Here is a 26874-nt window from a genome sequence, read left to right as displayed (position 1 = left end):
ATTCCCTGCCCATTAATTTGGGACGGAGGGACAGGTCCCGTGTCCCACCAACTTTTGCCTGGGACGATGGACCTGTCCCTATGTCCCTAAAAAATTTATATATTATAACAATATTACAACAATTGAACCCATGCTACTATTTTTATAGCATGGGTTCAAAAATTCTATTGTGCAGTGGGCACTCTTTTTAAAAAATGATCCAGGAATGCCTGCGCGTCGACTTCGGTGCACACTTGGATTTTAGGATTTCCTTCCATGATTGGTATGGTTCTTCCGTCTTCTTTTCCTTCAGAAGTCACGTCAACTGCTATGTCCTTCGCTTTCACTAGGCTTGGGTCAATCGCTACACCTACTGCCAATGGATCGTGGAGACCACAGCCACCGATTCCTGGGTTAGCAGACTCATAAAAGTCGTGGTAAAAGCCGACCATGTCTGCGAAAAAGTCACCGACTTCAGAACCTCGCCATGCATCTACTTTTTCTCTTGGCAACAAGGTCTGCATCGTCACATCCAGCCCTACTAAAGTTATCGGTAAACCCGATGACAACACGATTTTAGCCGCTTCAGGATCTGTAAAAATATTCGCCTCAGCATGTGGTGTCGCATTTCCAGGTACAAAGACCGCGCCGCCCATAATCACCACATCGGAAACATGTTCGACAATCTCTGGCGCCTTTTGAAGTGCAAGAGCCAGGTTTGTCAACGGGCCCACGGCGATAATGGTGACCTCATTGGGATGCTTTTTGACCTTTTCAATGATAAAATCAACCGCAAACTGGGTTTCCGCGGATGCAGCAGGTTCAAAATTCAACACATTGCCTAGACCATCTTCCCCGTGGACCTTTTTTGCAAAACCTTCTCGATTCCCTCTGACCAGTGGCTTTGCTGTACCCGCATATACCGGAATCTTTCTTCCTAGCTTCTCTAAAACTGCTAACGTGTTTCGTGTCGCCTCATCAACCGCAACATTTCCGTAGCTCGTTGTTAATCCAAGAAGATCAAGCTCCGGTGAGTTCACGGCATAGGCAATCGCCATCGCATCATCTATTCCAGTATCCACATCAAAAATTACTTTCTTCATCGTTTTACCTCCTTGGGACGGAGGGACAGGTCCCTTGTCCCACCAATTTTTACTTGGGACGATGTACCTGTCCCTGTGTCCCAACATCTTCAAGTGTTGGCATTGAGGCTTGAGCGCCTTTTTTTGTAACGGTCAATGCGCCAACCGCGTTTGCAAATTCAGTGGCTTCTTGCAGATTTTTCCCGCTCACGAGTGCTGTAGCGAGCGCCCCTGCAAATGCATCACCTGCTGCCGTCGTGTCAACCACGGACACTGTAAGTGGGCTGACAAAGGAGGTTTCGTTGTCCCTTAACACGACGACTCCTTTTCCACCAAGCTTTGCAAATACCGTATCGACACCTTTTTTCAATAACTTCGTGCCAGCCATTTTTGCAGACTCCGCATCCGAAATTTTCGCGTCAGCCACAATCCCTAACTCACTCTCATTTGGAACGAGATAGGTCACTTTTTTATAAAGCTCATTAGGAAGCGTTCGTGCCGGAGCAGGGTCCAGCATAACTGGAACATTGTATGTATGTGCAATATTTGCAACCTCAATGACAGTTTCAAGAGGGATCTCGAGCTGCATCATCACAAGCTTTGCCTCGCGAATGAGTTGCTCATGTTTTCTTACATATTCAGGTGTCACATGGTCGTTTGCACCCGGTGACACAATAATGCTGTTTTCTCCATCTTCATTCACGCTAATTACAGCCACGCCAGACGAAACGCCGGGAATTTTTGCAATCGGAGAAGTATCAACTCCCACTTCTTTCAAGCCTTTTAGAAGCTGCTCACCAAAAATGTCCTCTCCGACGCAGCCGAGCATCGCAACCGATGCCCCAAGATTAGCTGCTGCATACGCCTGGTTGCCACCTTTTCCACCATTACCGGTAAAAAAGCTATTCCCGAGAACCGTTTCACCCCATTCGGGCCGCTGCTTCACACTTACCACCATATCCACATTCAAGCTACCTACAACCACAATATCCGCAGCCATCTGAGTTCCCCCAATCTAATGGGACATAGGGACAGGTTCCGCGTCCCACCATTTTTTTCCTGGGACAATGAACCTGTCCCCCTGTCCCTAAACGCGAGTTTCATATAGAATATTATAGACAAACTGAGTCGACGAGGCAAAATGAAATGGGGAGTTTACCTATGGGACGGAAAAAGAAAAAAGGGAACAAGAGTCCAAAAAAGCAGTTCTGGGGATTACCGAAAGATGTACGAATAGAAAAAGGAAAAGAATGGATCGCTCAATTCGAAGGCGATGATATTATAAAAAAAGCTATTCTAAGACATTTGACCTTAACCTAATAAGTTCAATGAAAGAGCTAAGAAAGCTTGGGGTTCCAATAAGTAGTCAAGATAGCAAACGTATTAAAGACTTGGTTGAAGAAAGAAAACGAGAAAAACAACAACGAAGAGAAAAAAGAAAACATGCACAAGGACTCAATGAATATGAAGATTATGATGACACATTTGCATTTATCGCTGGCTTTACATCAGGTGGTGCTCCTTATGGCATTACCCATGAGGAGATGGAAGAATTTATAGATAACGATGATTAGTGTGTCGAAAGTAAGCTTTATTTTAATAATGAGGATAGTACATGAAACGTTTCCGACAATCTATCCCCAAGTTTAGACATTTTTCACAAAACCTTGTAACTTTTTCTCTTCTCAAACGTCTAATACTTGTGTACTATTAATTCAACTAGTAATCTACGAAAAGGTGTTGATAATATGAGTCGAGTTGACCGCCATTCGAAAAAGAAAACGAAACGGAAATGGCCAAAAGTTGTGGGAACAATCGCTCTTGTTTTATTGTTAGCTATCGGTGGATACGCCGTTTATTTATATCAATCTGTTGCCAGTACGGTTGGAAAAATGCACAGCGACCGTGGTCCATCTGACAAGCGTACAGAGGAAATTGATATCTCGAAAGCAGATCCGATTTCGATCCTGCTCATGGGTGTTGATGAGCGCTCAGGTGACAAGGGTCGTACTGATACGTTAATCGTGGTTACCGTTAACCCAAACACGAATTCGATGCAAATGCTAAGCATTCCGCGTGATACTCGTGTTGAAATTGTGGGAAGGGGTACTCAGGATAAAATCAATCACGCATACGCATTTGGTGGCGTTGATATGACGATTGATACCGTGGAGAACTTCCTAGATATACCAATTGACTACTATGTAAAAGTGAACATGGAAGGCCTACAGCAAATCGTGGATGCGCTTGGTGGTGTCCAGGTGAACAGTACATTGGCATTCTCTTATGAGGGCGCCTCATTCAAGGAAGGTCCTCAAACCTTAAATGGTGAGGAAGCACTTAAATATGCGCGGATGCGCTATGACGACCCTCGTGGTGACTTTGGTCGACAGGATCGTCAAAAGCAGGTTATTCAAGGGATTATCGATAAAGGGGCAAGCTTTACTTCTGTCACAAAAATTGATGACATTCTTGGTGCGCTTGGCACGAACGTAACAACCGATATCTCCTTTGATGAAATGAAAACCATTCAATCGAAATATAAGGGTGCTCGCCATAACATCGAGCAATACAGCATCGATGGTGTTGGGCAAACCCTTGACGCGTGGTACTGGATTGTCTCTGATGAAGAGCGCCAAGCCGTCTCATCTCGTTTGAAACAACATTTGGAAATCGAATAAAATACTAAGAGCAACCGGTCATGTTCCGGTTGCTTTTTTTATGGGACACCTGGACAGTTATTATTTTTAAGCACTATTACCAAGGGGTCGATTTATAGAACAGATACTAAAAAAAGACTCGGGCAACACCTTTGGGTGCACGAGTCTCTTTTTAAAACTTAAATGAACTTATCAATGAAAATCCATATTACAAATTTCTTACATGATGTATCTAGGTCACATTTACTTAAGTCTCACTGTTTTTGTTTGGCTAACAGTAGCATAGTTTGTTAGGTTTATTGAAGTGGATAATTTGTAAGTTCCTTTAACAGATTTTTTAGTAGTTATATATTTGAATAGTGCTATTCCTTTTGAATTTGATTTTACTGTAATAGTTACTGCTTTTCCTTTTGGTGGAATAATTGTTAGCTTAACAATCGCTCCCGGCAGTGGTTTCCTTGTTTTAGAATCAATCACTTTTACAGTCGGCCAAATGGTATTACCAACGTTGTATACTGTTTTAGCAGTTGTAATGGTGGAAATCATTTTTTTCTTTACGATTGGTTTTGAAACAGGCTTTGCAATTGTTTGTTTCGGTACTGGATTTACCACTGGTTTAGGAGCTGATGGTTTTGCTGCAACCGGGATTGCTTCAATCGATTCAGTTGGTGCCTGAGCTAATCCATAACCAAAAAACGTATCTCGGCCAGGTGTTCCAAGATCCAATGCTGTAGTTTGGAGCTTTTCTCTTAATTCAATATGCGATAAAGTTGGATATGCTTGTTTCAATAATGCTAAGATTCCTGTGACATATGGCGCCGCCATTGATGTTCCGTCCATTTTAACATATTGGTTTTTTAAGTACGTACTTAGAATATCTATACCTGGTGCGGCAATTTCCACAGATTTCCCAGTAGATGAAAATGTACCCCTATGATGTTCTATATCTACCGCGGAAACAGCGATAGTAGAAGCGTACTTTGCAGGATATAGAACTGAGTCGGTATTACCATCCGTGTTACCGCTATTTCCAGCTGATGCAACAACTAATATTCCTTTACTATAAGCACGGTCCACAGCTTGTTTTAATGCTAATGAGTCACCTGTTGAACCTAAGCTAAGATTAATAATATCCATATCATTTGTTATCGCCCAGTCTAATCCAGATATAATATCAGATAAATACCCAGAACCATCCGCACCTAATACTTTAACTGCATAAATGCTAGCTTCTGGAGCAACACCAACTGTACCAATTTGGTTATTTTTCGCTCCAACAATACCAGCAACATGTGTGCCATGCCCATTATCATCCGAATAGGACGTTGTATAAGAGGTGAAAGATATCCCACCTGCGATCACCAAATCCTCATGTTGGGAAATACCCGTATCTATAATTGCAATTTTTGTTCCAGAACCCGTATATTTTGTTTGCCATGCTTTTGGTGCTTTTACGTTCTCAATTCCCCAGTCCTGAACTTGTCCGCTTACCTTCACCACTTGGTCAGTTTCTACAGCAAGCACAGCCTGATCATTTTCAATTTGAGTTATTGCGGAAGTAGGAATCTCCCCAGATAAGACAGGAACATTTTTTGATATATGATCAATCTCACCATTTACCTTGTTCACTAATTGTTTATCTACATTATCTTTAAAAACAATAATGACTTTTTCAGTTGGAACCTCCGCATTTGCTTTTGGTCCTAATGGGGTTAATAGAGTAATGACAGCCAAAAAGGACATTAATTTTTTCAGAACAAATCCCCCGGTTTAAAAAATTTTTTTAGTTCAACTTGAGATAAATATAAAGTATTTTTCTAAAAAAATATACTGGAATTTATAGGGCAAAAACGATAGATAGCCCTGAAAATTACATGTTTCTTTCCAATAAACTACATACTAAAGGTTGAGGTGAATTAAGATGAAAAATAAATTTTTTCTTCGTCACCAGCTGGTGGAGGATCATGGACATTTTACAGTTATTTTGCACTTACAACCTTTTACTGAGGAATTGGCTTCAGAGTTAATGCTTACGAATAAGGAGGAAAAATACAATTTACGAACAGCGGCAATGGAGTATGTTAATCAAAAATTTCCTTTCCTTAAAAGATCGACTATTGTCGTTATGGCAGGAGCAATGTTGTTTAGTACTTTTACTGCCGGTGAAAAAGCAGAAGCCCATGAGGCAAACTTTAATATGACATATCTTTATTTTGGGAATACAAAATCTTATATTTCCCAAATCGATCGAACGAAAGGGAATATGAACCTTGTTGCCCCTAGCTATTTTGATTTAAACCAGGATGGTTCATTAAAGATTACCACTCAATTTGACCCGACATTTGTGTCTGAAATGCATAATCGTGGAATTAAAGTTGTTCCATTTTTAAGTAATCATTGGGACCGTAATTTAGGTCGTTCCGCTCTTCAAAATCGAGAACAATTGTCTACCCAAATTGCAAATTTTATCATTAAAAATAACCTTGATGGTGTTCAGGTGGACATTGAAAATGTATCTGATATTGATCAACAAAATTACACAGATTTAGTTCGATTGCTACGTCAAAAGCTACCGAAGGATAAGGAAGTTTCTGTGGCTGTTGCAGCCAATCCGAATGGATGGACGAAGGGCTGGCATGGTTCCTATGATTATAAAGAATTAGCGAAGTACTCAAACTATCTGATGATTATGGCGTATGACGAAAGCTACACAGGCGGTCCAGAGGGGCCAGTAGCAAGCTACCCGTGGGTTGAGCGTTCCATTCAATATGCTCTTAACCAAGGGGTCCCTGCTTCTCAAATTGTGCTTGGCATTCCTTTTTATGGAAGGTATTGGAAGGCTGGAGCAACAACAGGCGGCGATGGAATTTCGAATACACGGGTGGATGAAATGTTGGCTAAATACGGCGGTACCATTGTTTATGATGAGAAGGCAAAGTCCCCCAAAGCAACGGTAACCATTGGTCCTAGCGACCCCACCATCACCATTGGAGGTAAAACCTTAGGAGCTGGCACGTATACAATTTGGTTTGAGAACAGTGATTCTATCAAGGCAAAAATCGACCTTGTACACAAATACAATTTAAAGGGAACTGGTAGTTGGAGTCTCGGACAAGAAAATCCTGTTATCTGGAATGACTATAAGATGTGGATGACTACTCATCAAAGTGTCATCACACCTTCACAGCCTGTTACACCTAGTGTTCCAACTGTAACGTATCCAACTTATACTGTGCAGTCCGGGGATTCATTATGGAAAATTGCTACTACATTTGGTTTAGCCGTAGCGCAATTAAAGCAATATAATTATTTAACATCTGAAACCATTTTTGTTGGGCAAGTGCTGTATGTTGTTCCACCCCCAAGCCAGAGCACACCTGCTGAGTTACCACGAACAATCGTTGAACCTGTTCCAATAACGCCAGAGAAAATAGTTCCGATTGTCAAACCCGTTCCAAAGATAGCTGCACCAGTTGCAAAAACACCTGTTCCAAAAGTAGCTGCGCCAAAAGCTGCAACACCGGCACCAAAAGCATTATACGTTGGAAAGCTCATGATACCCAAAGCAACTAAAACCGCAATCCGCAGTGGGAGCTCTACTACAAACAAGGTCATTAAATACGTAACCACAAAGGATGAGGTTAAGGTCATTCAGGAATACACGGATAAAAAGAAAACAAAGTGGGTAAAAGTACAGCATAAGGGGACAACCGGTTGGATGTTACTGTCACAGGTTAAATTAAAACCAGTCGTAAAAGCCGTTCCAAAACCACCCTCTATCTTAAAAACTGGTTCAACTGGAACAGCCGTAAAAGACCTACAGACTAAGTTAAGAAAATTAGGTTACTACAAACAAACGCCTAATTCAAAATTTGATATGACTACAAGATCTGCAATAATTGCGTTCCAGAAAAAATATAAGCTCAAAGTTGATGGAATAGCCGGTCCACAAACCATATCAACGTTAAATTCCAGAGTTAAATAAGTGGGACGACGAACCTGTCCCTGTGTCCCAGACCACGGACCTATGTCCCAAAGGAGGTTCTCATAATGAAACTTAAAATATTATTTTGTATAACGTTATTATTTCTATTTGTTTCGCCAGCAAGTGCTGCGGAGAAGTCGCCTTTTTTTGGAGTGAGTGCGACGGTGGCACAGGTTGAGGATGGTACATTTGAAGTAAAAACGAAAGGTGAAGAGGAAAACGAGGGATTTGTGTTTTCACCAAGAGGGGTTAAGGGTGGCGAAACGATTGTGTTCGAGGTCCAGGTGAAGGGCAACACTGCCGTTTATTTACTTGTCGACGAGACTGATGCACGCGGAACCTTTTTAGCGGAGAGCGTATCCCCGGTGATTGGCTTGCATGATGTGTGGCGAACGATTCAGCTTGAGGTTGACCTTCAGGAAACTACTTCGCAAATCGATGCAATGGTGCTGACTAACCAGCAAGAGAAAACCACATTCATGTTCCGAAATGTAAAAATGAGTGTAAAAAAATAAAGGGTGCCGCGCAGGCATCCTTTTTCTACCACAATAGCTTTTCAACTTTTGCTTTAATCTCATGAGGCAATGGCTGGTTCAAAGCACGTGCTAGCAACATCGGATGCTTCACGCCATTCTTGTTAAAATGTTCTTCGATCCGTGCTGCCTTATCCTGCCTGTTGGGAATGAGCATGTAAAGAATATACCAATCCTCAAGCGAGCACAAAGGAATTCCCTCCACGCGCCCGACCACCGAGTTTTCATCAAATGGCAGCCGATATACTCCTTCTTCATGTTCAATTGCAAATCCTCCCATGCTATCGACATTAAACCCTCCAACCCTGAATTTCGCAAAATAGCTCGTTCTAAAAGGACGTAAAGACTTCGCCTCAAGCGACGTTCCAAGCAGTTCAAGTTTCTTATTGAACCATAAAGCATCCTCTTCATTCACCAACAAATCAATATCATTTGGATGCTGAACAAGACCGTGAAAACTTAATAATAGCGATCCTCCAACACCCCAAATGATTTTTCGTTCGCCAACGGTAGCCACAATCTCCCTTAATGTTTCAATCACAATGATTCCTCCTAAAAGAAAAACTTGAGATCATCTCCCAAGTCTTACTCTACTTTTTTTAAATGTCATCTAGCTTTGCTTCCATTCGTTTGACACGCTTTGAAAAGCGCACGACATAGATGAGTACTGCAACAAAACTAAGTGGAACGAGAAATGCAAATAACTGAAAAAGAATGTCTCCGATATTTACCATGCCGGATTTTCTCCTCTCCGGGACAAGGAACCTGTCCCTATGTCCCACAAATTATTTTAGCTTGAATTGCTGGATTAAGGTGTTGAGTTCGCCAGCGTTTTCTTCGAGCTGTTTTGCGCTTTTTGAAACTTCTTCCATTGAGCTGCTCGATTGTTGGGCAGTTGCCGATACTTGCTCGACACCCGCTGCAGATTCTTCTGCCACAGCTGCAATCCCTTCGACTGCTCCGCTGATTTCTCTTGTATCATCAAGCACACCGTAGAGCGAGCTTGACATGGACTCGAATTGAGTGCTTATTTCATCGATTTTTCTCTTTAATTCGTTAAATGTTTCACCAGTTGTTTGGATTTGTGCGGTACCTTCCTCCACAGATTGGTAGCCATCATCCAAGGATTGAACGACTTGCTTCGATTCCGTTTGAATATCCTTTACAATCACTGTTATTTCAGCAACGGATTTTCCAACCTGTTCAGCAAGCTTACGAACCTCGTCGGCGACTACGGCGAAGCCTTTTCCGTGTTCACCTGCTCTTGCTGCCTCAATCGCAGCGTTCAATGCTAAAAGATTCGTTTGTCCTGCGATTTCCTGAATCACATTCACTAGCTTCGTAATTTCATTTGTTTTGTTATCAAGCCCAACCACCATCGTGTGGGACTGCTTCATTTTTTCATGTATACTGTTCATCTGTTGAATTGATGTTTCCATATAGGCGCTGCCATCGTTGGTCAATGTCAGCATGCCTTGTGACTGTTCCTTGATGTCGTCACCCTTGATTGCAACCTGCATGATTTCCTGCGAGAAATTGGACATTTTTTCAATTAAAAGGGTCGATGATGATGCCTGGTCCTCAGCACCGCGGGAGAGTTCTTCCATTGTGACTGCAATTTGCTGGCTGCCAGCCATGACCTCATCCGCATACTGGGTCAATTCCTCACTTTGGCCGGTCACATGGTCTGACACAACAGACATTTGCTTGACCATACCTCTTAAATTGTCGTTCATATCATTAACTGCTGTAACGAGTTGACCAATTTCGTCCTTTAGCTTTGTTTTAATAGGCTCAGCTTGAAGCTCACCATTCGAAATTGCCTTCATCCGGTTTGCCACATTTTTCACTGGTCTTGCAATCACTACTGATGTATAAATGGAGATGATCGTTCCTAAAATAACCGCAATGGCCGCCACCACAAGTCCAGCAATGTTCGTACTCTCCCCGTAGTTCACTACGTCGTTTCCTGTTGAAACAATATGTCTTTCGCGATCTTTTGATAGCTGTTCAACTTGATCCATCAAGCCCCTTGCTGCTGGTTGGACGTAGGTTTGCAGATTATGCTTAGCAAGATCTGCATTGCCGTTTTCATATGGGATGAACACCTTTTCATTTATCATATCCCGCCATTTTTTCGTCTCGCCTAAAAGTCCCTCAACCTCTTTAATCTTCATCGCGCTTAACTTTCGTTCGGTTAAATCATATTCCACGGAATAGATGTCATAATCATCTCTATAAGAAGATTCCCCATACAACACATATCCTCGAGCCAACGCTATACTCTGTGCAATATTGTATTTTAAACTATCGTATTCTAGTAAAACCGTGAGTTCCTCGGAGACCATGTCGTCCGTCTTTTGATTCATAGTGGACACTGAAAAATAATTATATGCCGCTAAGCCAATGCAAAGGATAATGATGGCAAAAAAGCTGACAAATAATCGCGTACGAATACTTTTCATCTATAGTACCTCTTTCTTGTTGAATAGTAATAATTAGGCAAAAAATAAAGCCAATTCTACTAGATCGGCCCAAACGCTTCATATTTTTTGGTGCATTTCTTTTCAAAGAGTTTGCCCTTTTCTACAAATATATGATTTTCTACCTAATAGTATATAAGTTTTCGCACCATTCAACAATACTCGACACCACGATTCATACTACTTTTTTACTATTAAATCTAGCAATAACTTCAAAAAATCTTCCCTATTAACCGGTAACACCTCTGGCAACTCAACACCTGTTTTCACTAGAATCCCTCCTTTGAACCGCGGGGACGGTTCTACTGGTTCCCATTTAGGACAGTTTCCTTATCCTAAATGGGACGATGGACCTGTCCCTCCGTCCCTTTCACTAGTAATCTAGTATTGCCAAGATTTTGGTAGATATACATGTTTACTAGGAAAACTTTTGGTAGATTTGAGGAAGGGATTTGCTAAAAACGGTAAAAAAGAGGAAGTAACCAAAAAAGCCAACCCGTGGGTTGGCTTTTAATTACGAGCAGACGCAAGCGCCTGTTCAATTACACGCATATTTTTCAATGTTTCTTCAACGCTGTACATCGGCTGTTTACCAGAATGAACACATTCTGCAAAATGCTCGACCTGAAGCTTGTACTGGTCACCTTGAACCGTTTCTTCACGCTGGCCAGCTTCAGCATTCACGACAAGCACGCCATTTCCACCTTCATTGTCTGGACGGAATGCATGCTTCACAAGGATAGAACCTTTCGTACCAACAACCTCATATGAAGCTTTAAAGCTTTGCTCAAAGCTTACATCGAAATTGGCAATCACACCACTTTCAAACTTCAATGTACCCGCTGTGGTAATATCGACATCATGTGTTGGATGAAGATTTGCTGTTGCTTTCACTTCAACCGGCTCTTCGCCCGTAATCAAGCGACTCGCATGAATGCAGTAACAACCCACATCGTACAGTACACCGCCGCCAAGCTCCTTTTGCATCCTGATGTTTCCAGAATTCAAATCATGGAGGAAGGAGAACGTCGAACGAATCAACTTTACATCTCCAATTTCACCTGAAGCAATGATTTCTTTCACGCGGTTATGCTGGGGATGGAATTGATACATAAAGGCTTCCATAAAAATGACATTGTTGTCTTTAAAAGCAACTGACATTTCTTCAACGTCTTGTGATGTCAAAGCAGCCGGTTTTTCACAAAGCACATGCTTGCCATGCTTTGCTGCTTCAATCGCCCATTGTTTATGTAATTGATTTGGAAGTGGAATGTACACGGCGTCGATTTCGGGATCATTTAATAAATCTGTGTAGGATTCATAATGCTTAGGAATGCCCAGTTCAGCTGCAAAATCCTGCGCTTTTCCGCTCTCACTCGCAACCGCCACAACCTCTGCATTGTGTGCTCGCTCCATTGCCGGAATCAATGTATTTCTTGCTATTTTCGCTGTAGATAAAACACCAAAACGAACCTTTGTCATCGTGATCCTCCTATTTATTAAATCAAATGCGCCTTGGCGTATTTGCGCCCAGATTTTATCGAGCCCGCTCGATAAATTTCCGCTAAAATCTGTGGTATCCGCCGGAGGCCTTAACTTTATTCAGACTTTGTTTTATCTGCCACTCAATTTGTTTACTTTTTCACAAAGACCAGTACTCCTAAAAATAGTGGATGACTGCTTAATAAAGTTAATATTCAACAAATCTATATTCTCATATTTTAGGAGATTATGAAAGGGCTTTACATTATGAAAACAGATTAAAAAATAATAGAAAAACGGATCTAGCCATTACTAGACCCGTCTTTTCAATAGATTATTTTAACGCATCGTAAGCATCCAAATGTCCGTTTCCAAAATACTGTTTGTCCTTGCCCTTTACAGGATCTACCGCTTTTTTATAAAGAAGGTCTTGAAGCTTAGCAGGTGACATTTTTCCATACTTATCAATAAGTAGCGCCGCAACGGCGGAGACCTTTGGCGTTGCCATTGATGTACCAGTTGACCAGTACCAGCCTCCATCTTCACTAGCGCTTAAATTGAATTCCGTCTCAAACAAACGTTTTTCAAGGTACTCATCAAATTTACCTTCATTTAAATACTGAACATAAAGCTTTGAATCTCCACCACTAGTTGTAATATCAACAAAGCCAGGTCCATAGTTAGAATAGCTAGCAAACTCATCATTAGGTCCAGTTGCTGATACAGTTACAACACCTGGAATGGTACCAGGAACTTCAAAGCCTGCCCCTACAAAATAAAGTCCATCTCCTGCATATTGGCTATTTAAATAATCCATAACTTCTTTCTTATTTGTGGCATTAATTCCCTCATTACCGGCAGCCACTACAACGAGCGCTCCCTTGTTCGTCACGTACTCAACAGCACGTTTGTATCCTAAAAAATCAGCAACATCATTACCTAGGTTCTCCTTTTTACCAGTTACAGGGTCCACATAAAACGTTTGTCCTATGACATCAAAACCACCTAAGCTCATTGAAATCACATCGACTCCATCATTGGCCGCTGCAATCATCGCATCGTAAATCCACGCTGACTCAGCAGAGCTAGTACCGAATACACGATACGCACGGATGCCCGTATCAGGAGCCACTCCTAGCATTGCACCATTTCCAGCGATTGAACCTGCTACATGGCTTCCATGTCCATGGCGGTCATCAAACGCAGCAGAATCACCTGTTTCAGCAGGCTCTGTTCCCTGGAATCCGCCCGCTGGAACAAAGTTTTTAGAACCAGGTAATAGGTTCTTTACTAAGTCAGGATGATCCCGGTCGATACCAGTATCAACGATTCCAACAACCACATCATGTGAGCCCGTTCCTAATTTATAGCTTTCACCATCATTCGTGATGCGTTTGATATCCCATTGTAAATCCCATAAAGCTGCATCAGCAGGATTTACGTTATCAGCCTTAATTTGCTGTGATTCCGGAAGATTCCAGGAAATCGAAGGATTGGCTACGCTCACTCCTGTAATTCCTTTTAGCTTTGAAAATGAAGCCGTTGAAGCTTTAACCTGAGCGAAACCAATTTCCGGAACAGTGTAGACGACTTCACCACCAAATTTGCTAACCTCCTTCGCGAAGCTAGCAGGTATACTGTTCTTATTGAACAGTACCGAATAATACTCCGTCTGAACATCTTTACCAGTTGCTGAAACAGCCGGTAGGAAGCTCAGTAAAAGAGCCACACTGAGTAAAACTGCAAAAACCTTTTTCATTATACTCCCCCTCATCACGATTGTTTGGAGTTATAGGAACTCCAACATACATATATTTAGACGAGTCTTTTCCCAATCCTCTAACTTTCGTTCATCAAATTAATACAGGAACACCCATGGGCAGTCGAATTGTCGGGGGTTATGTTAGATAAACACAAAAAAAGCCAGAGATTTCCCTCTGGCTCGGTCTGTGGCATTTCAAACTTAAGCGGATTGACACTCTTTCAATCTACCAATAAGATCTTGCATGACCTCTTCTGTAGTTATCGTAGCTGTATCTTCTACTTTTTTCTGAATATCAATCATTATTTTTAAAAGTTGTTCGGCACTCATACTTTTTACCTACCAATCTTATTTTCCAATTAAAATCCATTTTACACTATTCGCTAAATTTTGCAAAGGAAAATTGTTACAAAGTTTCGACAAAAAAACCCCCAACTGTTTGTTAGGGGTTAACATATTGATTTATTCCATTGGTGCACCTTGAAATCCAGAGAATTTTCCATTCGTAAAGCCAGCGAATATTACATCGCCATTTTCATGGACAAACGGAACTGCGACAATTGTTAAAAGGGTATCTTCATAAGGCATGTGGACAACCATTATCTGATCCGCTCCGGCAAATTCATAGCCTTCTTTTCCTTTGTCTGCCTTCACTTTTTTATACTCATCCAACTTCAACGTGTTGGCAACAGCCTTGTTGCGCTCTGCTCCTTGCAAATAGGTCACGCCACATTCGCAATCATCCCCATGTGCAAATGCGGTGTTTCCAGGAAGAACAAGCATCAGCAGTACAAGCACTACACCTAAAAATTTGACCATTTTCTTCATTCTAAATCCTCCCTTTCGTAGCTACATTGATACAAATTACACAGGAATCCGACAAATTCCTTTATTTTCTGTAAAAATGAGTCGAAAGTCGGTTCGATAGGTCTTTTTGGCCATATAAAAAACAACCCAACAAGTGGGTTGCATACATTACTCTTCACCAAATTCATCACGATCGACAAGTTCCTTGTATTTCACAATTTCCTCATTAAGCAGGTTCTCTAGTGCCTTGAATTTTGTCGAAATGCTGCTTGGTGACACATCATATTCTTCAGCAAGCTCTTCATAAGTAGAAGTGCCCTCATATGGATAAATTTGTTCAACCATATACACCAATGCGGCTTCATAAATTCCCGTTTTGATAATCCTTGGATTTTTACGCTCACCATACATATGCCACAATGAAAGTCCGATTCCAATAATGTCTTCATCGTAATCGTACTCTTTCATTCGAATCTGAAACATTTCAGCGACCTCTCGCTGTTTTGGTGTCTTCCACTGATAATCCTCTGCCGTTATTTTTGCCTTTCCAAACATAAACACCATGAATACATTGATAAATTCATGTGACATAAAATCAACCGGATTGCTCTCGCCACTCTTTTCAAAGAGTTCCAGGATCATGTTTCGCATATCTCCCGCAAATTCCGTTGGCAACTCAAGAAATGTTGGGAAAAAGATGGAGTTCGCGCCAGCAGGCAACAATGTTCCGAACACAAAATAACCTGCTTCAACTCCCGTCTCTGTTTCATAGATCCGTACGCAGTGCTCAGTTTCCGTAAATATATCACGTATCGTCATATAGGTTCCCTGCTCATCCACCTCAGTCACCGTGTAGGCAGATGGTCGCGCCTCTTTCCATTTCTTTAAAAGATCACGTGTACGTGGGCGGCTGCATTTCGGTCCATAAATATCGACATACTCTTCTAGAATCGTTTTCTCCTCTAACGGTATCGAACTAACCACCCAAACGCGTGAAAAGAATGAGAATAAATCATACACATCCTCTGGAAGCTCATCAAAAATATCGGCATACTCTTCCAACACGTCATCTAAAAACTCTTCATACATATGAAATGCGTATTGAAACATATCATGCTGGATATCGTTCAGCTCGTTTTCTACGACTTGATCGATTGAAACAACCGCAGACCGGCCACAGCATTTTTTATACTTTTTTCCACTCCCACATGTACAAAGATCGTTCCGTCCAATAACCTTCAAATCATTCACCCTTCTCTTCTTTCTATAACACTATCATATCATAAATCCTTGTAAATTTATGTGGTTGGTAATAATTTGAAGAGGGAGAATGTAGTCTGCACACAGGTTCGCGCTTTCATGCTGGGTTTGCGATTTAGAAACAGAATTTGCGTCTTGGGGAACGTATTTGCGTCATTCCACGCATGTTTGCGTCGTTCTCAACTTTTTTGCGTCATCTCAAACACTTTTACGTCTCCCTACACATACATACGTCACACAGCAGCACATTCTCAACCCAGCCCAAAATAAAAAGAAGATAGACCTTGTGCAGTCTACCTTCTTTCATAAAATACTTATTCTAATTCAAGTTCTGGCTCGAGTTCTGCTTCAAAGATACGTGGCCAAGGAAGTTTGACATGGACACTTTCTAAGTCAGAGATCGTCTTGTAGAAATCCTTGTTTCCTCTTGAGCCGATGTATACTTTTTTACCGTCAAAATATTGATACCATTTTTCGGTTTCAAGTGTAAGCTTTTCTTGAACAAAGTGATTGACTTGGTCATACTTTTCTCCAAGGTCCCATTCACTTGCGCCGATAGATTGAATATACGTTCTTGCTGCAGGATGTACTATGTTTTTATAGCTTTGATCCTTTGTAAAGCGATGGAGTAAAAATTCGTAATGGTATTCCGCTGTTTGCCCATATAAAGGAACGCCAAAACCATTTTCTTGAGTTAAGAATGCGTAACGTGCGGCAGCATGACCTACTGTAATACCCAGTGCATTTCCTGCTGTATTCCAACCGCTATATGAAAGGATTTTAGTTAAATCTACATTCTCAGCAAGCTCCGTCACAAACGCTTCATCTGCTTTATTGACAATCCAAACATCTCCGATTGCCACTTGTTCTCCATTTGCAATAAGGGCACTTGTTCTTTCTACAAGACCTGCTATGTCTTTCTCCCTTGTTGAATCTGCTGCTGATGGAGTGTTTAACAGAAGATGAATATCAGCATCCTCTTCATTCGTTACGACTTTTCCTCCAGCAGAGACAATATGTTTTTGAACATTATAATCAAAAGTCGTATCTTCAAAAGGGGCAATCCAATCTACTCCGTGGAGTCCGCCATATTCAACAAAGAATGTTGGTGTTGTCCCGAATAGATGATTCACAAAGCGTGAAACCATTACGACATCTACCTCATCAGCGCCTGGGAAAACAGCTACTTGATCCCCCACATTAAGAGTATCCACTTTTTCAAGTAAAAGCTCTCTTTCAGCACGATGAAGACCATATGGAGCAGCGTCATCCTGTGATAAAATCAAATAATCAATATACCCCTCTTCCACCCAGTCAATCATCAGATTATTGACTGTGTGATTTCTTGCCCTTGCTTTTTTATAATCTTCTAATACCGCTTCAGGAATAATTCTCTCTAATTCTTCAAGTCTTTCCTTTCCTGGCATTCCTAAGTTAACAACCTTGTCATATAGAACCGCCCATTCACTAATTAGTGAATAATATTTTAAATACTCATCACTTATGGCCGTGACGGCTAATCGTTGAATCGTATCATACACATAAACAGGTTTTTCAGGATAAAGCTCCTTAAGTTGTTTAATAACCTGAATGTCGGAAAGTGCATCTTCAAGCGACTTTGTGCCTGTTCGTGAGGCAACTAATCCTCCATAAGCAAGCATGCTTGTTGAAATGACAAACCCGTCTGCTTTATCTCCGTTTTCGATTAACCACTTACTTATTTCTTCGCCATTTCCTGGTGTTGTGAACTTTCCGATTATCTCTTTAGGTGGTGTAATGACTTCAACACCAGCTGAATATCCTACTTGGGTAGGAAAATAAATGTTTGCTGGTCGATCATCAAGTGGAACCATTAAGATTGTTGCAAGTTCATTTTTTTCCTTTGCCGCACTTATTATGCTGGCTGAGCTAAATAACAAAAGGACCGCGAGACTAATTGAGAACAGTTTCCTCCACCTTTTCATTGGTTTCCTCCTTCACACCTTATAGAACTACCCCGTTTTCTTCTAAAATCGCCTTTAACTTGTTGATGTCTAGATCCTTTGGTGCAACATTTTCAGTAATTGAAAGTGCTGCGGCTGTTCCAGCAGCTTGCCCTGTTGCCATTGCACTAGGAGTAAGTCTTGTTGTCGCTAATGCCTCGTGTGTAGTTGAAATACACCTCCCCGCTACCAATAGATTTTTAATTTTCTTAGGCACAAGGCATCTGTATGGAATGCCATAGCTTCCATCCCCTTCGATGTCATTTGCCTGTACGCCTTTACCAGTTGGATCATGTATGTCAATTGGGTAGCCACTAAGAGCAATCGTATCCTCAAACTTTTCTCCCGCCACTACATCCTCAATTGTAAGAGCATATTGTCCATCAATACGGCGAGTTTCACGGATACCAATTTGCGTACCAACAGCTGAAATAGATGCCTTTTCAAAACCAGGAATCTTCTTCTGTAAAAAATCAGCCATCATTAGTACTTGTTTTCTACCTTCTTTTTCTCCCTCAGATAGGTCAAATACATCTGTCCCATCTAAGCCCTGAACACGTGTACAATTGACTAAAACCTCATCGTCTTCAGGACCTGCAAAAAAGAGCACTTGGTCACGATTAATCGGAACACCTGATTCATTCCATTCCTTATAAAAGCCTTGAACACCGGTTAGTGGCAACTCATCTAATTCGGCAATTGGTGTTTTTTTATAGAAATTACTTGGGTTTGCTTTCATCTCTTCCTTCACCTTTGACAAATCAACGCCCCTCATTCGAAACTTCATTGTCATCGGTTGTGTTTTATGATCACTGTCCCTACCCTTTAAACACGGGGCTCCAGATAAAAAAGCAATATCTGCATCACCAGTTGTATCAACGAATCTCTTTGCCGAAACCGTGATTGGTCCGGATTTCGTTGTTAAATTAATAGATGTAATAATGTTTCCGTCAACCTCAACCTTATCTACGAAGCTATGAACAAGGACTTCAACTCCTGCCTCTTCAAGCATTTCGAGTGCTAATAGTTTATATTTCTCAGGATGATAGGGGGTAAGTGTATTTGTAAAGCCGACCGTATCACGTAAATGACCCGGTGAGCCACCTTGCTCCATAAGCCGATCCACAATTTCTTGTGCAATTCCTTTGATGACCTGCTTTCCAGAAGATGTATGAAAGGTCATCCATGGATAGACTAACGCTACCGTCGACATCCCACCCAAAAATCCATATCTTTCAATGAGAAGTGTTTTAGCTCCTGTCCTACCTGAAGCAATCGCTGCATTAATTCCAGCAGGGCCTCCTCCTGCTACCACGACATCAAACTCTAGTTCTCTCTTCAAAATAGACACATCCTTTGTACATATTTACTTACCACCGGTCATAGCTACACCTTCAATAAATTGCTTTTGTGCAAAGAAGAAGACAACAAGCAATGGAACAGTTGCCATGACTGATGCACTCATGAGTAACTCCCACTTCGTTCCAACTTCGTCAGTAAACAATGCCAATGCGAGTGGTAATGTCATCAGCTCTTTTGAATTGATATAAATAAGTGGTTCATAGAATTCATTCCAGCTTGTCAAAAATGTAAAAATCGTTAACGTGGCAACAGCTGGTTTTGCTAATGGAAGCATGATATTCCAATAGATTCGAAAATATGAGCAGCCATCTAGTTTTGCTGCCTCTTCCAACTCTTTAGGCACTAATAGAAAAAACTGCCTCATGACGAAGACACCAAATACACCTGCCGGACCTAAAATAGGAATAGCAATTAACGGAACATGTGTATCAATTAACCCTAGATCCCTCATAAACAAAAACAGTGGAATTGTGATTACTTCAACTGGGATCATCATCGTGCTTAATAAACAGAGAAATAGGAATGAGCTTCCTTTAAACTTCAGTTTCGCAAATGCATAGCCAGCCAATGATCCTAAAAAAATAGTCCCTACTGTTACAAGAATGGCAATATATAAGCTATTAAAATAAAAAAGATGAAATGGAGTAGAATCTAGTACTTTTAAATAGTTCTCCCATTTAAATGGTTCTGGTATTAGCTGAAAAACAAACACCTTCGTTGAGTCCTTAAAGGATGTATTCACCATCCACAATAATGGGACAATCATGATAAGAGATATCAATGACAAAATTCCGTAAAACAAAAACTTCGTAAGTATACCGTATTTCTTTTTATTGTTCATGGAATACCCACCTTCTTCTTCCAACCCACTGAATAATGGTAAAGAATAAAATGATGACAAATAATACGAGGGCGATTGCTGATGCATACCCAAAATCAAAGAGTTTAAATGCATTTTCCCAAATATAGTAGACTAGTACTTTTGTGGAATTCCCTGGTCCTCCACCTGTCATCACATAAATTTGGCCGAACACTTTCATCGACCCAATGACTGTTAAAATAATCGTCAAAAAGACGGTCGGTGTAATCATTGGAAGTGTGATATTCCAAAATTGCCTTCCTTTTCCTGCCCCATCTAATACAGCCGCCTCGTAAAGGTTTTTATCTACTTGTTGTAATGCGGCTAAAAATAGTACCATATTTAACCCCACATTCTTCAAAGCACTTACAACAATAACAGCAGCCATTGCAAGGTTTGGCGAATATAACCAAGCTGGTCCTTCAATTCCAAAAACAGCAAGCATTTGATTGATAAAACCTTCATCTGTCCCGAACATATACTTCCAGATAATGGACCACACTACAATTGACGTCATAACCGGAATAAAAATAGCCGTTCGAAAGATGCCAATCCCCGGCAAATTACGTTGTAAGAGAATAGCCAAGAATAATGCAAGTACAATATTGATTGGAACTAGTCCAGCCGCAAAAATTAATGTGTTTTTTAGGACTACCCAAAAGTCAGGGTCATTCACTAGCCTTTCGTAGTTTTCGGCACCAATAAAGTTCGGATCCCCTAGAAGCTGCCAATCTGTGAAACTAATGTAAATCGAATATACCAGCGGAAACACCATCACTATCAAGAAGCCCAATACCATAGGACTGACAAATAAATACCCATAAAAAGCCTCACTACCTATAAATTTACGTTTTCTTTTTTCACCATTCAAAGGTAGGCGATCCGCTGTTTGTACTTTTGATTCCACTTCATCCTACCTCCTTATAATGAGTCAATTCCTTCACGAAAAATAGATATGGCTTTCTCAATACTTTCTTCAGTGTGTCCCGTTACGATGGCCCCAAGCATAACAGCCTTTACTCCCGCTCGATAAAGAACTGGTATATCATGTGACTCCAGTTTTCTTTGTGATGGAACAAGGACAGGTACATCTACGCTTTGCACGAGTTTACTATAGGCAAGTACATCTTTAAAAGTTAACGGAGTCCCATACTCCTCCCCACGGACGATCGATGCTTCTAATGCTGTAATTCCAAACTGTTTTACATTCCCGATATTCTCTATTTGATAATCACTGGTGATCGCAAATGTTTTTTCGATCTGATCTAGGCCCAACATCCAACTTGGTTTATGGTGCGCGTAAATCGAATAAAAACTAAACCCAAGATTGATCAACTTCTCCATTTCAGTTTGTTTTATATCTTCAAATGAGCCACCCGGAACGACGCCAAGTGGGCCAGAAAATTCATCCCTAATACTGCGAAAAACTTCAGAGTAAGAGTCAACTTCTGTAAAATGATTTCCTGATGCACGATGGTCAACATTCACATGCATTTTTATCACATCAACGCCAGCACGAATGGCAGTTCTTGCTAGGTCTAAACGGTTTTCTGGCAAACTCACGATTAACGTCATCTTCTTTTTTTCTAATACTTGTTGTAATGATGTACTCAAGCAATTTCACCCCTAGGAAAAGGTATGCGGTTAAGTCTTTTGCATACTTAACCGCATCCTTGTCATTCTTTTATTTCAAAAGTGGATTAATTTTCTCTTCCATTGTTTTTAAGATATCTTCAGGCTCTTTTAATTGTCCAAATAACTCGTCAAATCCGAATTGAATAGCGTTGTCAATTTTTTGCCACTCAATATGGCCAGCTTGAAGTCTTGCATTGTCCATTTCATCAATGACCGCTCTTTGAATGCTCTCAACCGGCGGATTATTTGGCTGATTCACAAACTCATCAGAGCTTAGAACAGACTCGCGTGGTGGTACAAAGAAAGTAGATGTTGCTGTAATTCCCTCTTGGCTTGTAAAGAACTTTAATAGCTCCTTGGCTTCTTCAGGATGTTTTGAACCTTTGAATAAACCATATCCCGCTTGACCAAGCATTGGGAATCTGCCTTCAGGTCCCTCTGGCAGAGGGGCAATGTCCCATTTAAAGTCTTGTACATTACGTGCAGCCGACACATAGCTGTATACATCGAAAAACATTCCAATCTTTCCTGATTCAAAACTTACTTGTTCCCCTGCTTTTGGATGAGAAGCATCTTCAAACATCATCCGTTCAAGCATTTTTAAGGTTTCTACACCTTGTGAACTATTCCATGTAAATTCCGTTTGGTCTTTATTAAACAAATCCCCACCGTTTGCCCATGTATGCGATAATAAGGCAATCCATGTATTCCAATCACGGAAGAAGTTTGCACCATATACTCCGTCGGCTGAAATCGCTTTTGCGGATTTTTCAAATTGCTCCCATGTCCATGTTCCCGCTTCCGCATGCTCGTTTGGTGTCTTTTCACCAGCATCTACGAACAAGTCCTCATTATAGAACATAACCATTGGAGGCGTAGAAAACGGAATACCTAATAATTGATCGTCCTTCTTAAATAAATCGAGCGTAGATGGGAAAAAGTCATCCATGTTATATTCAGCATCATCTTTGAAAGAAGATACATCCTCTAATAGATCGTTTTCCATAAATTGAGGCACCATGCGCTCTGCTACCCATCCAACATCCGGTAATTCCCTACCTGCTGCTAAAACGGTTATCTTTTGCTGGTAATCTGGGAATGGTACACTTTCCATTTTTACCTTAATATTTGGATGTGTTTCGTTGAACTTCGCGATTAATTTGTTGTACACTTCCTGATGAGCTTCACTTCCCCACATCATGAAGGTTAGTTCTACTTGTTTATCGCTTTTTTTGTCTCCATCCCCTTTTGATTCGCCGGTATCTGCGTCACTGCTGCACGCAACTGTAAACGCTATCAAAAGAAATGTTAAAAAAATGATACCAAACTTTTTCATCTTCGTAATCCCTCCCTTTCCTTTTCATTTTAGGAAAATAGCCCATTTAAAAATATCCTCCCAAAAAGAGAAATAGTTCGTTAATCTTAGATAATGTGATTGTTATGAATATTTGCGGAACTGTACGGGAGTCATTCCTACCTCTTGCTTAAATACAGTCATAAAATGTTTAGGACTTCTATAACCTGAGAGCTGAGCGACCTCATACACTTTTAAATTGGTGTCTTTCAAAAGCTTTTTGGCACGCTTTAATCGCTCCTCCGTTATATATTCTGTAAATGTTTGATTCAGCTCTGCTTTAAAAAGCTGACCTACATATTGAGGATTCAAAAATACATAATCTGCAATATGCTTTAGCGTTATTTCATGACTTAAATGATCGGCAATGTATTGAAGGATTTTTCGAAATTGTTTTGAGGTTTCCGACGATTCCTCTTCCTTATCCTTAAATAACTTTGATATCGTTTCAGATAATTCCACTCTGTTAATCGGTTTTAATAAATAGTCCCTTACTTCATATTTCATTGCCGTACGTGCATATTCAAAATCGCTATGACCACTTAAAATAAGAATTGGAACCTCCTTCGAGATTTGTCTAACCTTCGAAATAAAGGTCAAACCATCCATTGCTCCCATTCGAATATCGGTAATAATAAGGTGAGGTAGTCGTTGATGTAAAAGCGATAAACCTTCTTCTCCACTTTTAGCTTCACGGACAGAAAATCCACCTATTACTTGTTCAAGCAGTACCTTTAGTCCTGCTCTTATAATCTCTTCATCTTCAACAATAAGAATTTCCTTCACTTTTCTTCCCCCATTCTTTGAATCGGAAATGTTAAGATGACTGAAAAGCCTTGCTGTTCTCCAGCTTCAATTTGTATTCCATAGTGTTTTCCATACAATAGCTGAATCCGTTCATGAACATTTGATAAGGCAATTCCGCTATGTTTATTAGAGGATGTATGTTTCTGTTTCTCTATCAATCTTTTAAGTTCTGCTAGACGTTTTTTTGTTATTCCCTGCCCGTTGTCTTCGACCTTAATCTTTACACGATTGCCTTCCCTGCTTACCTTAATAAGAATAGAGCCCCCATTACTGGATAAGCCATGAACGATCGCATTTTCAACTAAGGGCTGGAGTAGTAGCTTTGGAAGCAATGCATCATATAGGGAAGGGTCGATTTCTTCTATATATTGCAGTTTCTCTCCCATCCTTACCTTTTGGATTGAGATGTAAGATTGTATAAATTGTAATTCTTCCTTTAAGGATACAACCTTTGATGAATGATCTATCGTATATCTGAGTAATCTCCCTAACGAAGATACCATATCTGACACATCTAAATTTCCTTTTGTAATCGCAAGCATATTAATTGATTCGAGTGTGTTATATAGAAAGTGTGGATTCATCTGACTTTGCAGGGCTCTTATTTCAGCCTCCTTTTCACGCAAACCCGTTTTATATACTTCTGAAACAAGTCGGTCAATCTCACTAATCATATGATTAAAGCCATTGCCAAGCTGACCAATCTCATCATTAGATGCTATTTCAACCCTTTGTGAGAAGTTTCCCTTCTGAACCTTATCCATTGCCTTTTGCAATTTATGAATAGATTGTACAAGTGGTTTGGAAAGGATAAAACCCAGTAAAAGAGAAATGACAATTCCAATTATCACAACAACCATCATCACTTTTCGCAGTTGATTCACTTCACTAAAAACTACGGATCGAGGGGTTAGCATAATAGTTTTCACTCCAGAATAAGAAGATTCATTGTAAACCATCATGTAATCCTTTTCGTTAATTGGAATACTCGTATAGTTTTTTACGGTCACATCCTCCAATTCTTCTAAGAAACTTGGCTCAATGATTTTATTTTCTTTATTCGGATAAATAAATAGATTATCGGAGTCTACGATGAAAATATGGCTTTTTGAATTTGTATTGTCGATAATTTCCTCAATAAGTTCCTGCTTCAAATCTATTTTTATAATTCCAAGCGGCTCATATGTTGAAGGATCCCGAATAAGCCTAGCAACCGAAAATACAGATGTTTCTTTATTTAAATAGTAATTAGGTTGATGAAGGGGGAGTAACACCCACTCCCCATCTGCCTTCTCAATCTTCTTAATCCATTCATTGTTTCTTTCGAAGACCTTTAGCATCACTGAATTCGAATCTAAATTACTAAAAATCGTCCCGTCGTTTGCTAAGATATGAATTCCTTTAATCTCATTTCTCATATGTATCAAACTTGAAATATATCTCCACATCGGCAGTCGCTCGGATGCGGGTGGAAAAGTAGTAGATGAGCTTGGTTTTTGATGGGCTTTTAAAATATCCAAAATCTGCTGGTCATATAAGGGTGAAAGTGAGATAATCTGCATCTCTTTTAAATACCGGTTGATATTTTGATTGATTTGATCAGCCAGTTGAACCTGATACTCCTCCGTCCGTTCCTGGCTTGATTTTGCAAATTGATAATAGGTGATGCTCCCCAAAATTAGAGCTGTTAAGAGAATTAGAAGTGAAAAAACAAGCATCAGTTTCACACGATAGGGTAAAGAAAGCAAATAACTTTTAAGTCGTTGATACTGTGGCATCCTCATAGATTTCCCCTCATGAATGATTTATTTATTTTTTATTTCTTTCGACAATTATCCAGAGAAATCCTTTTGTTTGGTTTTAAGAGAAATAGTTCCTATTTTAGAGGTTTTTGCTTATTTCTGTAGAAATATTTTGAAAAGGCAGGTGAATCTTTTGAAAAAAGTCCTTGTAATTGATGATGAGCCCATCGTTAGGCAGGGTATTAAGACTTTACTAGAAAATGTGATTACAGGATACCAAGTTCCTTGGGAAGCCTCAAACGGTGTTAGAGCACTAGATATCATTCATATTGAGATTCCAGACATTATCATAACGGATATTCGAATGCCCGAAATGGATGGTATAGAATTTCTATCCTCATTAAAACAAATCTACCCAGCACTTCCGGTTATTGTAATTAGTGGTCATGATGATTATATATATGTTAGAGAAGCGTTAAAACTTGGAGTTAAAGATTACTTATTAAAGCCTGTCAGTAGACATGAGCTTGCCAATATTCTCTCAAGTATTAAAGAAAGTGGTGACAATGGATTTATTAACCCAAATGACTCTACAACTATAAGACATATTAAAAAATTAATTGAAAATCATCTTAGTGAAGAGCTTTCATTACATTCTATTTCGCTTGCCTTACATCTTCATCCCAATTATATTAGCCAGCTCTTTAAACAGAAAACTAATATTAACCTTTCTGATTACATCATCCAACGAAGAATTATCAAATCAAAGGAATTACTATATCACTCAAACCTTAAAATTTATGACATAGCACATCTTGTTGGTTATTCTAATTCAAAGCATTTTTCTTCTATATTCAAGAAGATTGTCGGAAAAACGCCGCTCGAATATAGACGGGATCAATAGGTTATCAACTTTATATTCTTAATATTACAAACCTTTTCTTAAATCCACTTTATTATTTATCGCCTACATCATTGCTATTATATGGGTATGGAGGGTATTTTTAAAAAAGGACTAGTTTTATAACTTTACCTACCTTACATAATGAGATAGGTCCCTATCTTTCTCTCCTAAAATTTTACTTATAGGAGGAGTATTT

The 26874-nt window shown here is 40.1% G+C and carries 25 protein-coding genes; 6 read left to right on the top strand and 19 right to left on the bottom strand.

Annotated features, from left to right (window positions below; all coding sequences use genetic code 11):
• Positions 1-164: 164 nt before the first annotated feature.
• Together E1I69_RS13040 and rbsK are read right to left on the bottom strand one after the other, a co-directional pair.
• Positions 165-1082 (bottom strand): nucleoside hydrolase, encoded by a 918-nt coding sequence (locus tag E1I69_RS13040; RefSeq protein WP_136380035.1) that lies wholly within the window; start codon positions 1080-1082, stop codon positions 165-167.
• A 49-nt stretch (positions 1083-1131) separates the two neighbouring features.
• Positions 1132-2061 carry a ribokinase gene (gene rbsK, locus E1I69_RS13035; RefSeq protein WP_136380034.1) on the bottom strand — a complete coding sequence of 310 codons (930 nt, stop codon included), beginning with the start codon at positions 2059-2061 and terminating at the stop codon, positions 1132-1134.
• 161 nt (positions 2062-2222) lie between these two features.
• On the opposite strand from rbsK, the gene E1I69_RS24415 reads away from it, so the two are divergent.
• The 3 genes from E1I69_RS24415 to E1I69_RS13025 all read left to right on the top strand — a co-directional run bounded on the left by E1I69_RS24415 (position 2223) and on the right by E1I69_RS13025 (position 3742).
• Positions 2223-2381, top strand: coding sequence for a hypothetical protein (locus tag E1I69_RS24415; protein WP_154670409.1), 159 nt, complete (start codon positions 2223-2225; stop codon positions 2379-2381).
• Between the two features lie 8 nt (positions 2382-2389).
• Positions 2390-2635 (top strand): hypothetical protein, encoded by a 246-nt coding sequence (locus E1I69_RS13030; RefSeq protein ID WP_242634593.1) that lies wholly within the window; start codon positions 2390-2392, stop codon positions 2633-2635.
• Between the two features lie 174 nt (positions 2636-2809).
• Positions 2810-3742 carry a LytR family transcriptional regulator gene (locus E1I69_RS13025; protein ID WP_136380033.1) on the top strand — a complete coding sequence of 311 codons (933 nt, stop codon included), beginning with the start codon at positions 2810-2812 and terminating at the stop codon, positions 3740-3742.
• Positions 3743-3964: 222 nt separating this feature from the next.
• Here the strand turns inward: E1I69_RS13025 and E1I69_RS13020 are convergent, their stop codons facing one another.
• Positions 3965-5464: a S8 family peptidase gene (locus E1I69_RS13020; protein ID WP_136380032.1), complete on the bottom strand. Its 1500-nt coding sequence runs from the start codon at positions 5462-5464 to the stop codon at positions 3965-3967.
• A gap of 178 nt (positions 5465-5642) precedes the next feature.
• Between E1I69_RS13020 and E1I69_RS13015 the strand changes: the two genes are divergently transcribed.
• On the top strand, positions 5643-7706 hold the full coding sequence (locus tag E1I69_RS13015) for a glycosyl hydrolase family 18 protein (protein WP_136380031.1): 2064 nt from the start codon (positions 5643-5645) through the stop codon (positions 7704-7706).
• A gap of 65 nt (positions 7707-7771) precedes the next feature.
• Positions 7772-8221 (top strand): hypothetical protein, encoded by a 450-nt coding sequence (locus E1I69_RS13010; RefSeq protein WP_136380030.1) that lies wholly within the window; start codon positions 7772-7774, stop codon positions 8219-8221.
• A 25-nt stretch (positions 8222-8246) separates the two neighbouring features.
• Here E1I69_RS13010 and E1I69_RS13005 read toward each other — a convergent pair whose 3' ends face one another.
• The 16 genes from E1I69_RS13005 to E1I69_RS12935 form a co-directional block, all read right to left on the bottom strand.
• Positions 8247-8780, bottom strand: a complete 534-nt coding sequence (locus E1I69_RS13005) for a hypothetical protein (RefSeq protein ID WP_136380029.1) — start codon at positions 8778-8780, stop codon at positions 8247-8249.
• 58 nt (positions 8781-8838) lie between these two features.
• Entirely contained in the window at positions 8839-8973 is a 135-nt protein-coding gene (locus tag E1I69_RS13000) for a DUF4083 domain-containing protein (RefSeq protein WP_136380028.1), read from the bottom strand.
• 51 nt (positions 8974-9024) lie between these two features.
• Positions 9025-10704, bottom strand: coding sequence for a methyl-accepting chemotaxis protein (locus E1I69_RS12995; RefSeq protein ID WP_136380027.1), 1680 nt, complete (start codon positions 10702-10704; stop codon positions 9025-9027).
• 528 nt (positions 10705-11232) lie between these two features.
• Positions 11233-12204, bottom strand: a complete 972-nt coding sequence (locus tag E1I69_RS12990; RefSeq protein ID WP_136380026.1) for a Gfo/Idh/MocA family protein — start codon at positions 12202-12204, stop codon at positions 11233-11235.
• 334 nt (positions 12205-12538) lie between these two features.
• Positions 12539-13963, bottom strand: coding sequence for a S8 family peptidase (locus tag E1I69_RS12985; protein ID WP_136380025.1), 1425 nt, complete (start codon positions 13961-13963; stop codon positions 12539-12541).
• Positions 13964-14167: 204 nt separating this feature from the next.
• Positions 14168-14296, bottom strand: a complete 129-nt coding sequence (locus tag E1I69_RS25240) for a hypothetical protein (RefSeq protein WP_278186162.1) — start codon at positions 14294-14296, stop codon at positions 14168-14170.
• A gap of 132 nt (positions 14297-14428) precedes the next feature.
• On the bottom strand, positions 14429-14794 hold the full coding sequence (locus tag E1I69_RS12980) for a hypothetical protein (protein WP_136380024.1): 366 nt from the start codon (positions 14792-14794) through the stop codon (positions 14429-14431).
• Positions 14795-14941: 147 nt separating this feature from the next.
• Entirely contained in the window at positions 14942-16015 is a 1074-nt protein-coding gene (locus tag E1I69_RS12975; RefSeq protein WP_161974892.1) for a YecA family protein, read from the bottom strand.
• 332 nt (positions 16016-16347) lie between these two features.
• Positions 16348-17997: a DUF4127 family protein gene (locus E1I69_RS12970; RefSeq protein ID WP_136380022.1), complete on the bottom strand. Its 1650-nt coding sequence runs from the start codon at positions 17995-17997 to the stop codon at positions 16348-16350.
• Positions 17998-18016: 19 nt separating this feature from the next.
• A complete protein-coding gene (locus tag E1I69_RS12965; protein WP_136380021.1) occupies positions 18017-19357 on the bottom strand; it encodes an FAD-dependent oxidoreductase in 1341 nt (446 codons plus the stop codon).
• A 24-nt stretch (positions 19358-19381) separates the two neighbouring features.
• Positions 19382-20218 carry a carbohydrate ABC transporter permease gene (locus tag E1I69_RS12960; RefSeq protein ID WP_136380020.1) on the bottom strand — a complete coding sequence of 279 codons (837 nt, stop codon included), beginning with the start codon at positions 20216-20218 and terminating at the stop codon, positions 19382-19384.
• A complete protein-coding gene (locus E1I69_RS12955; protein WP_431731882.1) occupies positions 20208-21143 on the bottom strand; it encodes a carbohydrate ABC transporter permease in 936 nt (311 codons plus the stop codon). Before E1I69_RS12955 ends, E1I69_RS12960 begins: the two co-directional genes overlap by 11 nt.
• Before the next feature lie 14 nt (positions 21144-21157).
• Complete coding sequence (locus E1I69_RS12950; protein WP_242634592.1) at positions 21158-21850, bottom strand: hypothetical protein; 693 nt, start codon at positions 21848-21850, stop codon at positions 21158-21160.
• 70 nt (positions 21851-21920) lie between these two features.
• A complete protein-coding gene (locus E1I69_RS12945; protein ID WP_136380019.1) occupies positions 21921-23207 on the bottom strand; it encodes an ABC transporter substrate-binding protein in 1287 nt (428 codons plus the stop codon).
• Positions 23208-23309: 102 nt separating this feature from the next.
• Positions 23310-24011 (bottom strand): response regulator transcription factor, encoded by a 702-nt coding sequence (locus tag E1I69_RS12940; protein ID WP_136380018.1) that lies wholly within the window; start codon positions 24009-24011, stop codon positions 23310-23312.
• Positions 24008-25816 (bottom strand): sensor histidine kinase, encoded by a 1809-nt coding sequence (locus tag E1I69_RS12935; protein ID WP_136380017.1) that lies wholly within the window; start codon positions 25814-25816, stop codon positions 24008-24010. The genes E1I69_RS12940 and E1I69_RS12935 overlap by 4 nt, the downstream gene beginning before the upstream one ends.
• A gap of 151 nt (positions 25817-25967) precedes the next feature.
• Here E1I69_RS12935 and E1I69_RS12930 point away from each other — a divergent pair, with 151 nt between their 5' ends.
• On the top strand, positions 25968-26678 hold the full coding sequence (locus tag E1I69_RS12930; RefSeq protein ID WP_161974891.1) for a response regulator transcription factor: 711 nt from the start codon (positions 25968-25970) through the stop codon (positions 26676-26678).
• Positions 26679-26874 lie beyond the last annotated feature (196 nt).

This window comes from Bacillus timonensis, assembly GCF_004799755.1.
Classification (GTDB): domain Bacteria; phylum Bacillota; class Bacilli; order Bacillales; family Bacillaceae_L; genus Ferdinandcohnia; species Ferdinandcohnia timonensis_A.
Note: the sequence above shows the minus strand (reverse complement) of the source record. Positions and strands in the feature narration are given on the sequence as shown.

Coding starts and splice junctions, on each gene's coding strand:
- E1I69_RS13020 (WP_136380032.1), bottom strand. CDS start 5,464: ATGTCCTTTTTGGCTGTCATTACTCTATTAACCCCATTAGGACCAAAA.
- E1I69_RS13015 (WP_136380031.1), top strand. CDS start 5,643: ATGAAAAATAAATTTTTTCTTCGTCACCAGCTGGTGGAGGATCATGGA.
- E1I69_RS13040 (WP_136380035.1), bottom strand. CDS start 1,082: ATGAAGAAAGTAATTTTTGATGTGGATACTGGAATAGATGATGCGATG.
- E1I69_RS12935 (WP_136380017.1), bottom strand. CDS start 25,816: ATGAGGATGCCACAGTATCAACGACTTAAAAGTTATTTGCTTTCTTTA.
- E1I69_RS12985 (WP_136380025.1), bottom strand. CDS start 13,963: ATGAAAAAGGTTTTTGCAGTTTTACTCAGTGTGGCTCTTTTACTGAGC.
- E1I69_RS12980 (WP_136380024.1), bottom strand. CDS start 14,794: ATGAAGAAAATGGTCAAATTTTTAGGTGTAGTGCTTGTACTGCTGATG.
- E1I69_RS25240 (WP_278186162.1), bottom strand. CDS start 14,296: ATGAGTGCCGAACAACTTTTAAAAATAATGATTGATATTCAGAAAAAA.
- E1I69_RS13000 (WP_136380028.1), bottom strand. CDS start 8,973: ATGGTAAATATCGGAGACATTCTTTTTCAGTTATTTGCATTTCTCGTT.
- E1I69_RS12995 (WP_136380027.1), bottom strand. CDS start 10,704: ATGAAAAGTATTCGTACGCGATTATTTGTCAGCTTTTTTGCCATCATT.
- E1I69_RS13010 (WP_136380030.1), top strand. CDS start 7,772: ATGAAACTTAAAATATTATTTTGTATAACGTTATTATTTCTATTTGTT.
- E1I69_RS24415 (WP_154670409.1), top strand. CDS start 2,223: ATGGGACGGAAAAAGAAAAAAGGGAACAAGAGTCCAAAAAAGCAGTTC.
- E1I69_RS12970 (WP_136380022.1), bottom strand. CDS start 17,997: ATGAAAAGGTGGAGGAAACTGTTCTCAATTAGTCTCGCGGTCCTTTTG.
- rbsK (WP_136380034.1), bottom strand. CDS start 2,061: ATGGCTGCGGATATTGTGGTTGTAGGTAGCTTGAATGTGGATATGGTG.
- E1I69_RS12945 (WP_136380019.1), bottom strand. CDS start 23,207: ATGAAAAAGTTTGGTATCATTTTTTTAACATTTCTTTTGATAGCGTTT.
- E1I69_RS13025 (WP_136380033.1), top strand. CDS start 2,810: ATGAGTCGAGTTGACCGCCATTCGAAAAAGAAAACGAAACGGAAATGG.
- E1I69_RS12960 (WP_136380020.1), bottom strand. CDS start 20,218: ATGAACAATAAAAAGAAATACGGTATACTTACGAAGTTTTTGTTTTAC.
- E1I69_RS12990 (WP_136380026.1), bottom strand. CDS start 12,204: ATGACAAAGGTTCGTTTTGGTGTTTTATCTACAGCGAAAATAGCAAGA.
- E1I69_RS13030 (WP_242634593.1), top strand. CDS start 2,390: ATGAAAGAGCTAAGAAAGCTTGGGGTTCCAATAAGTAGTCAAGATAGC.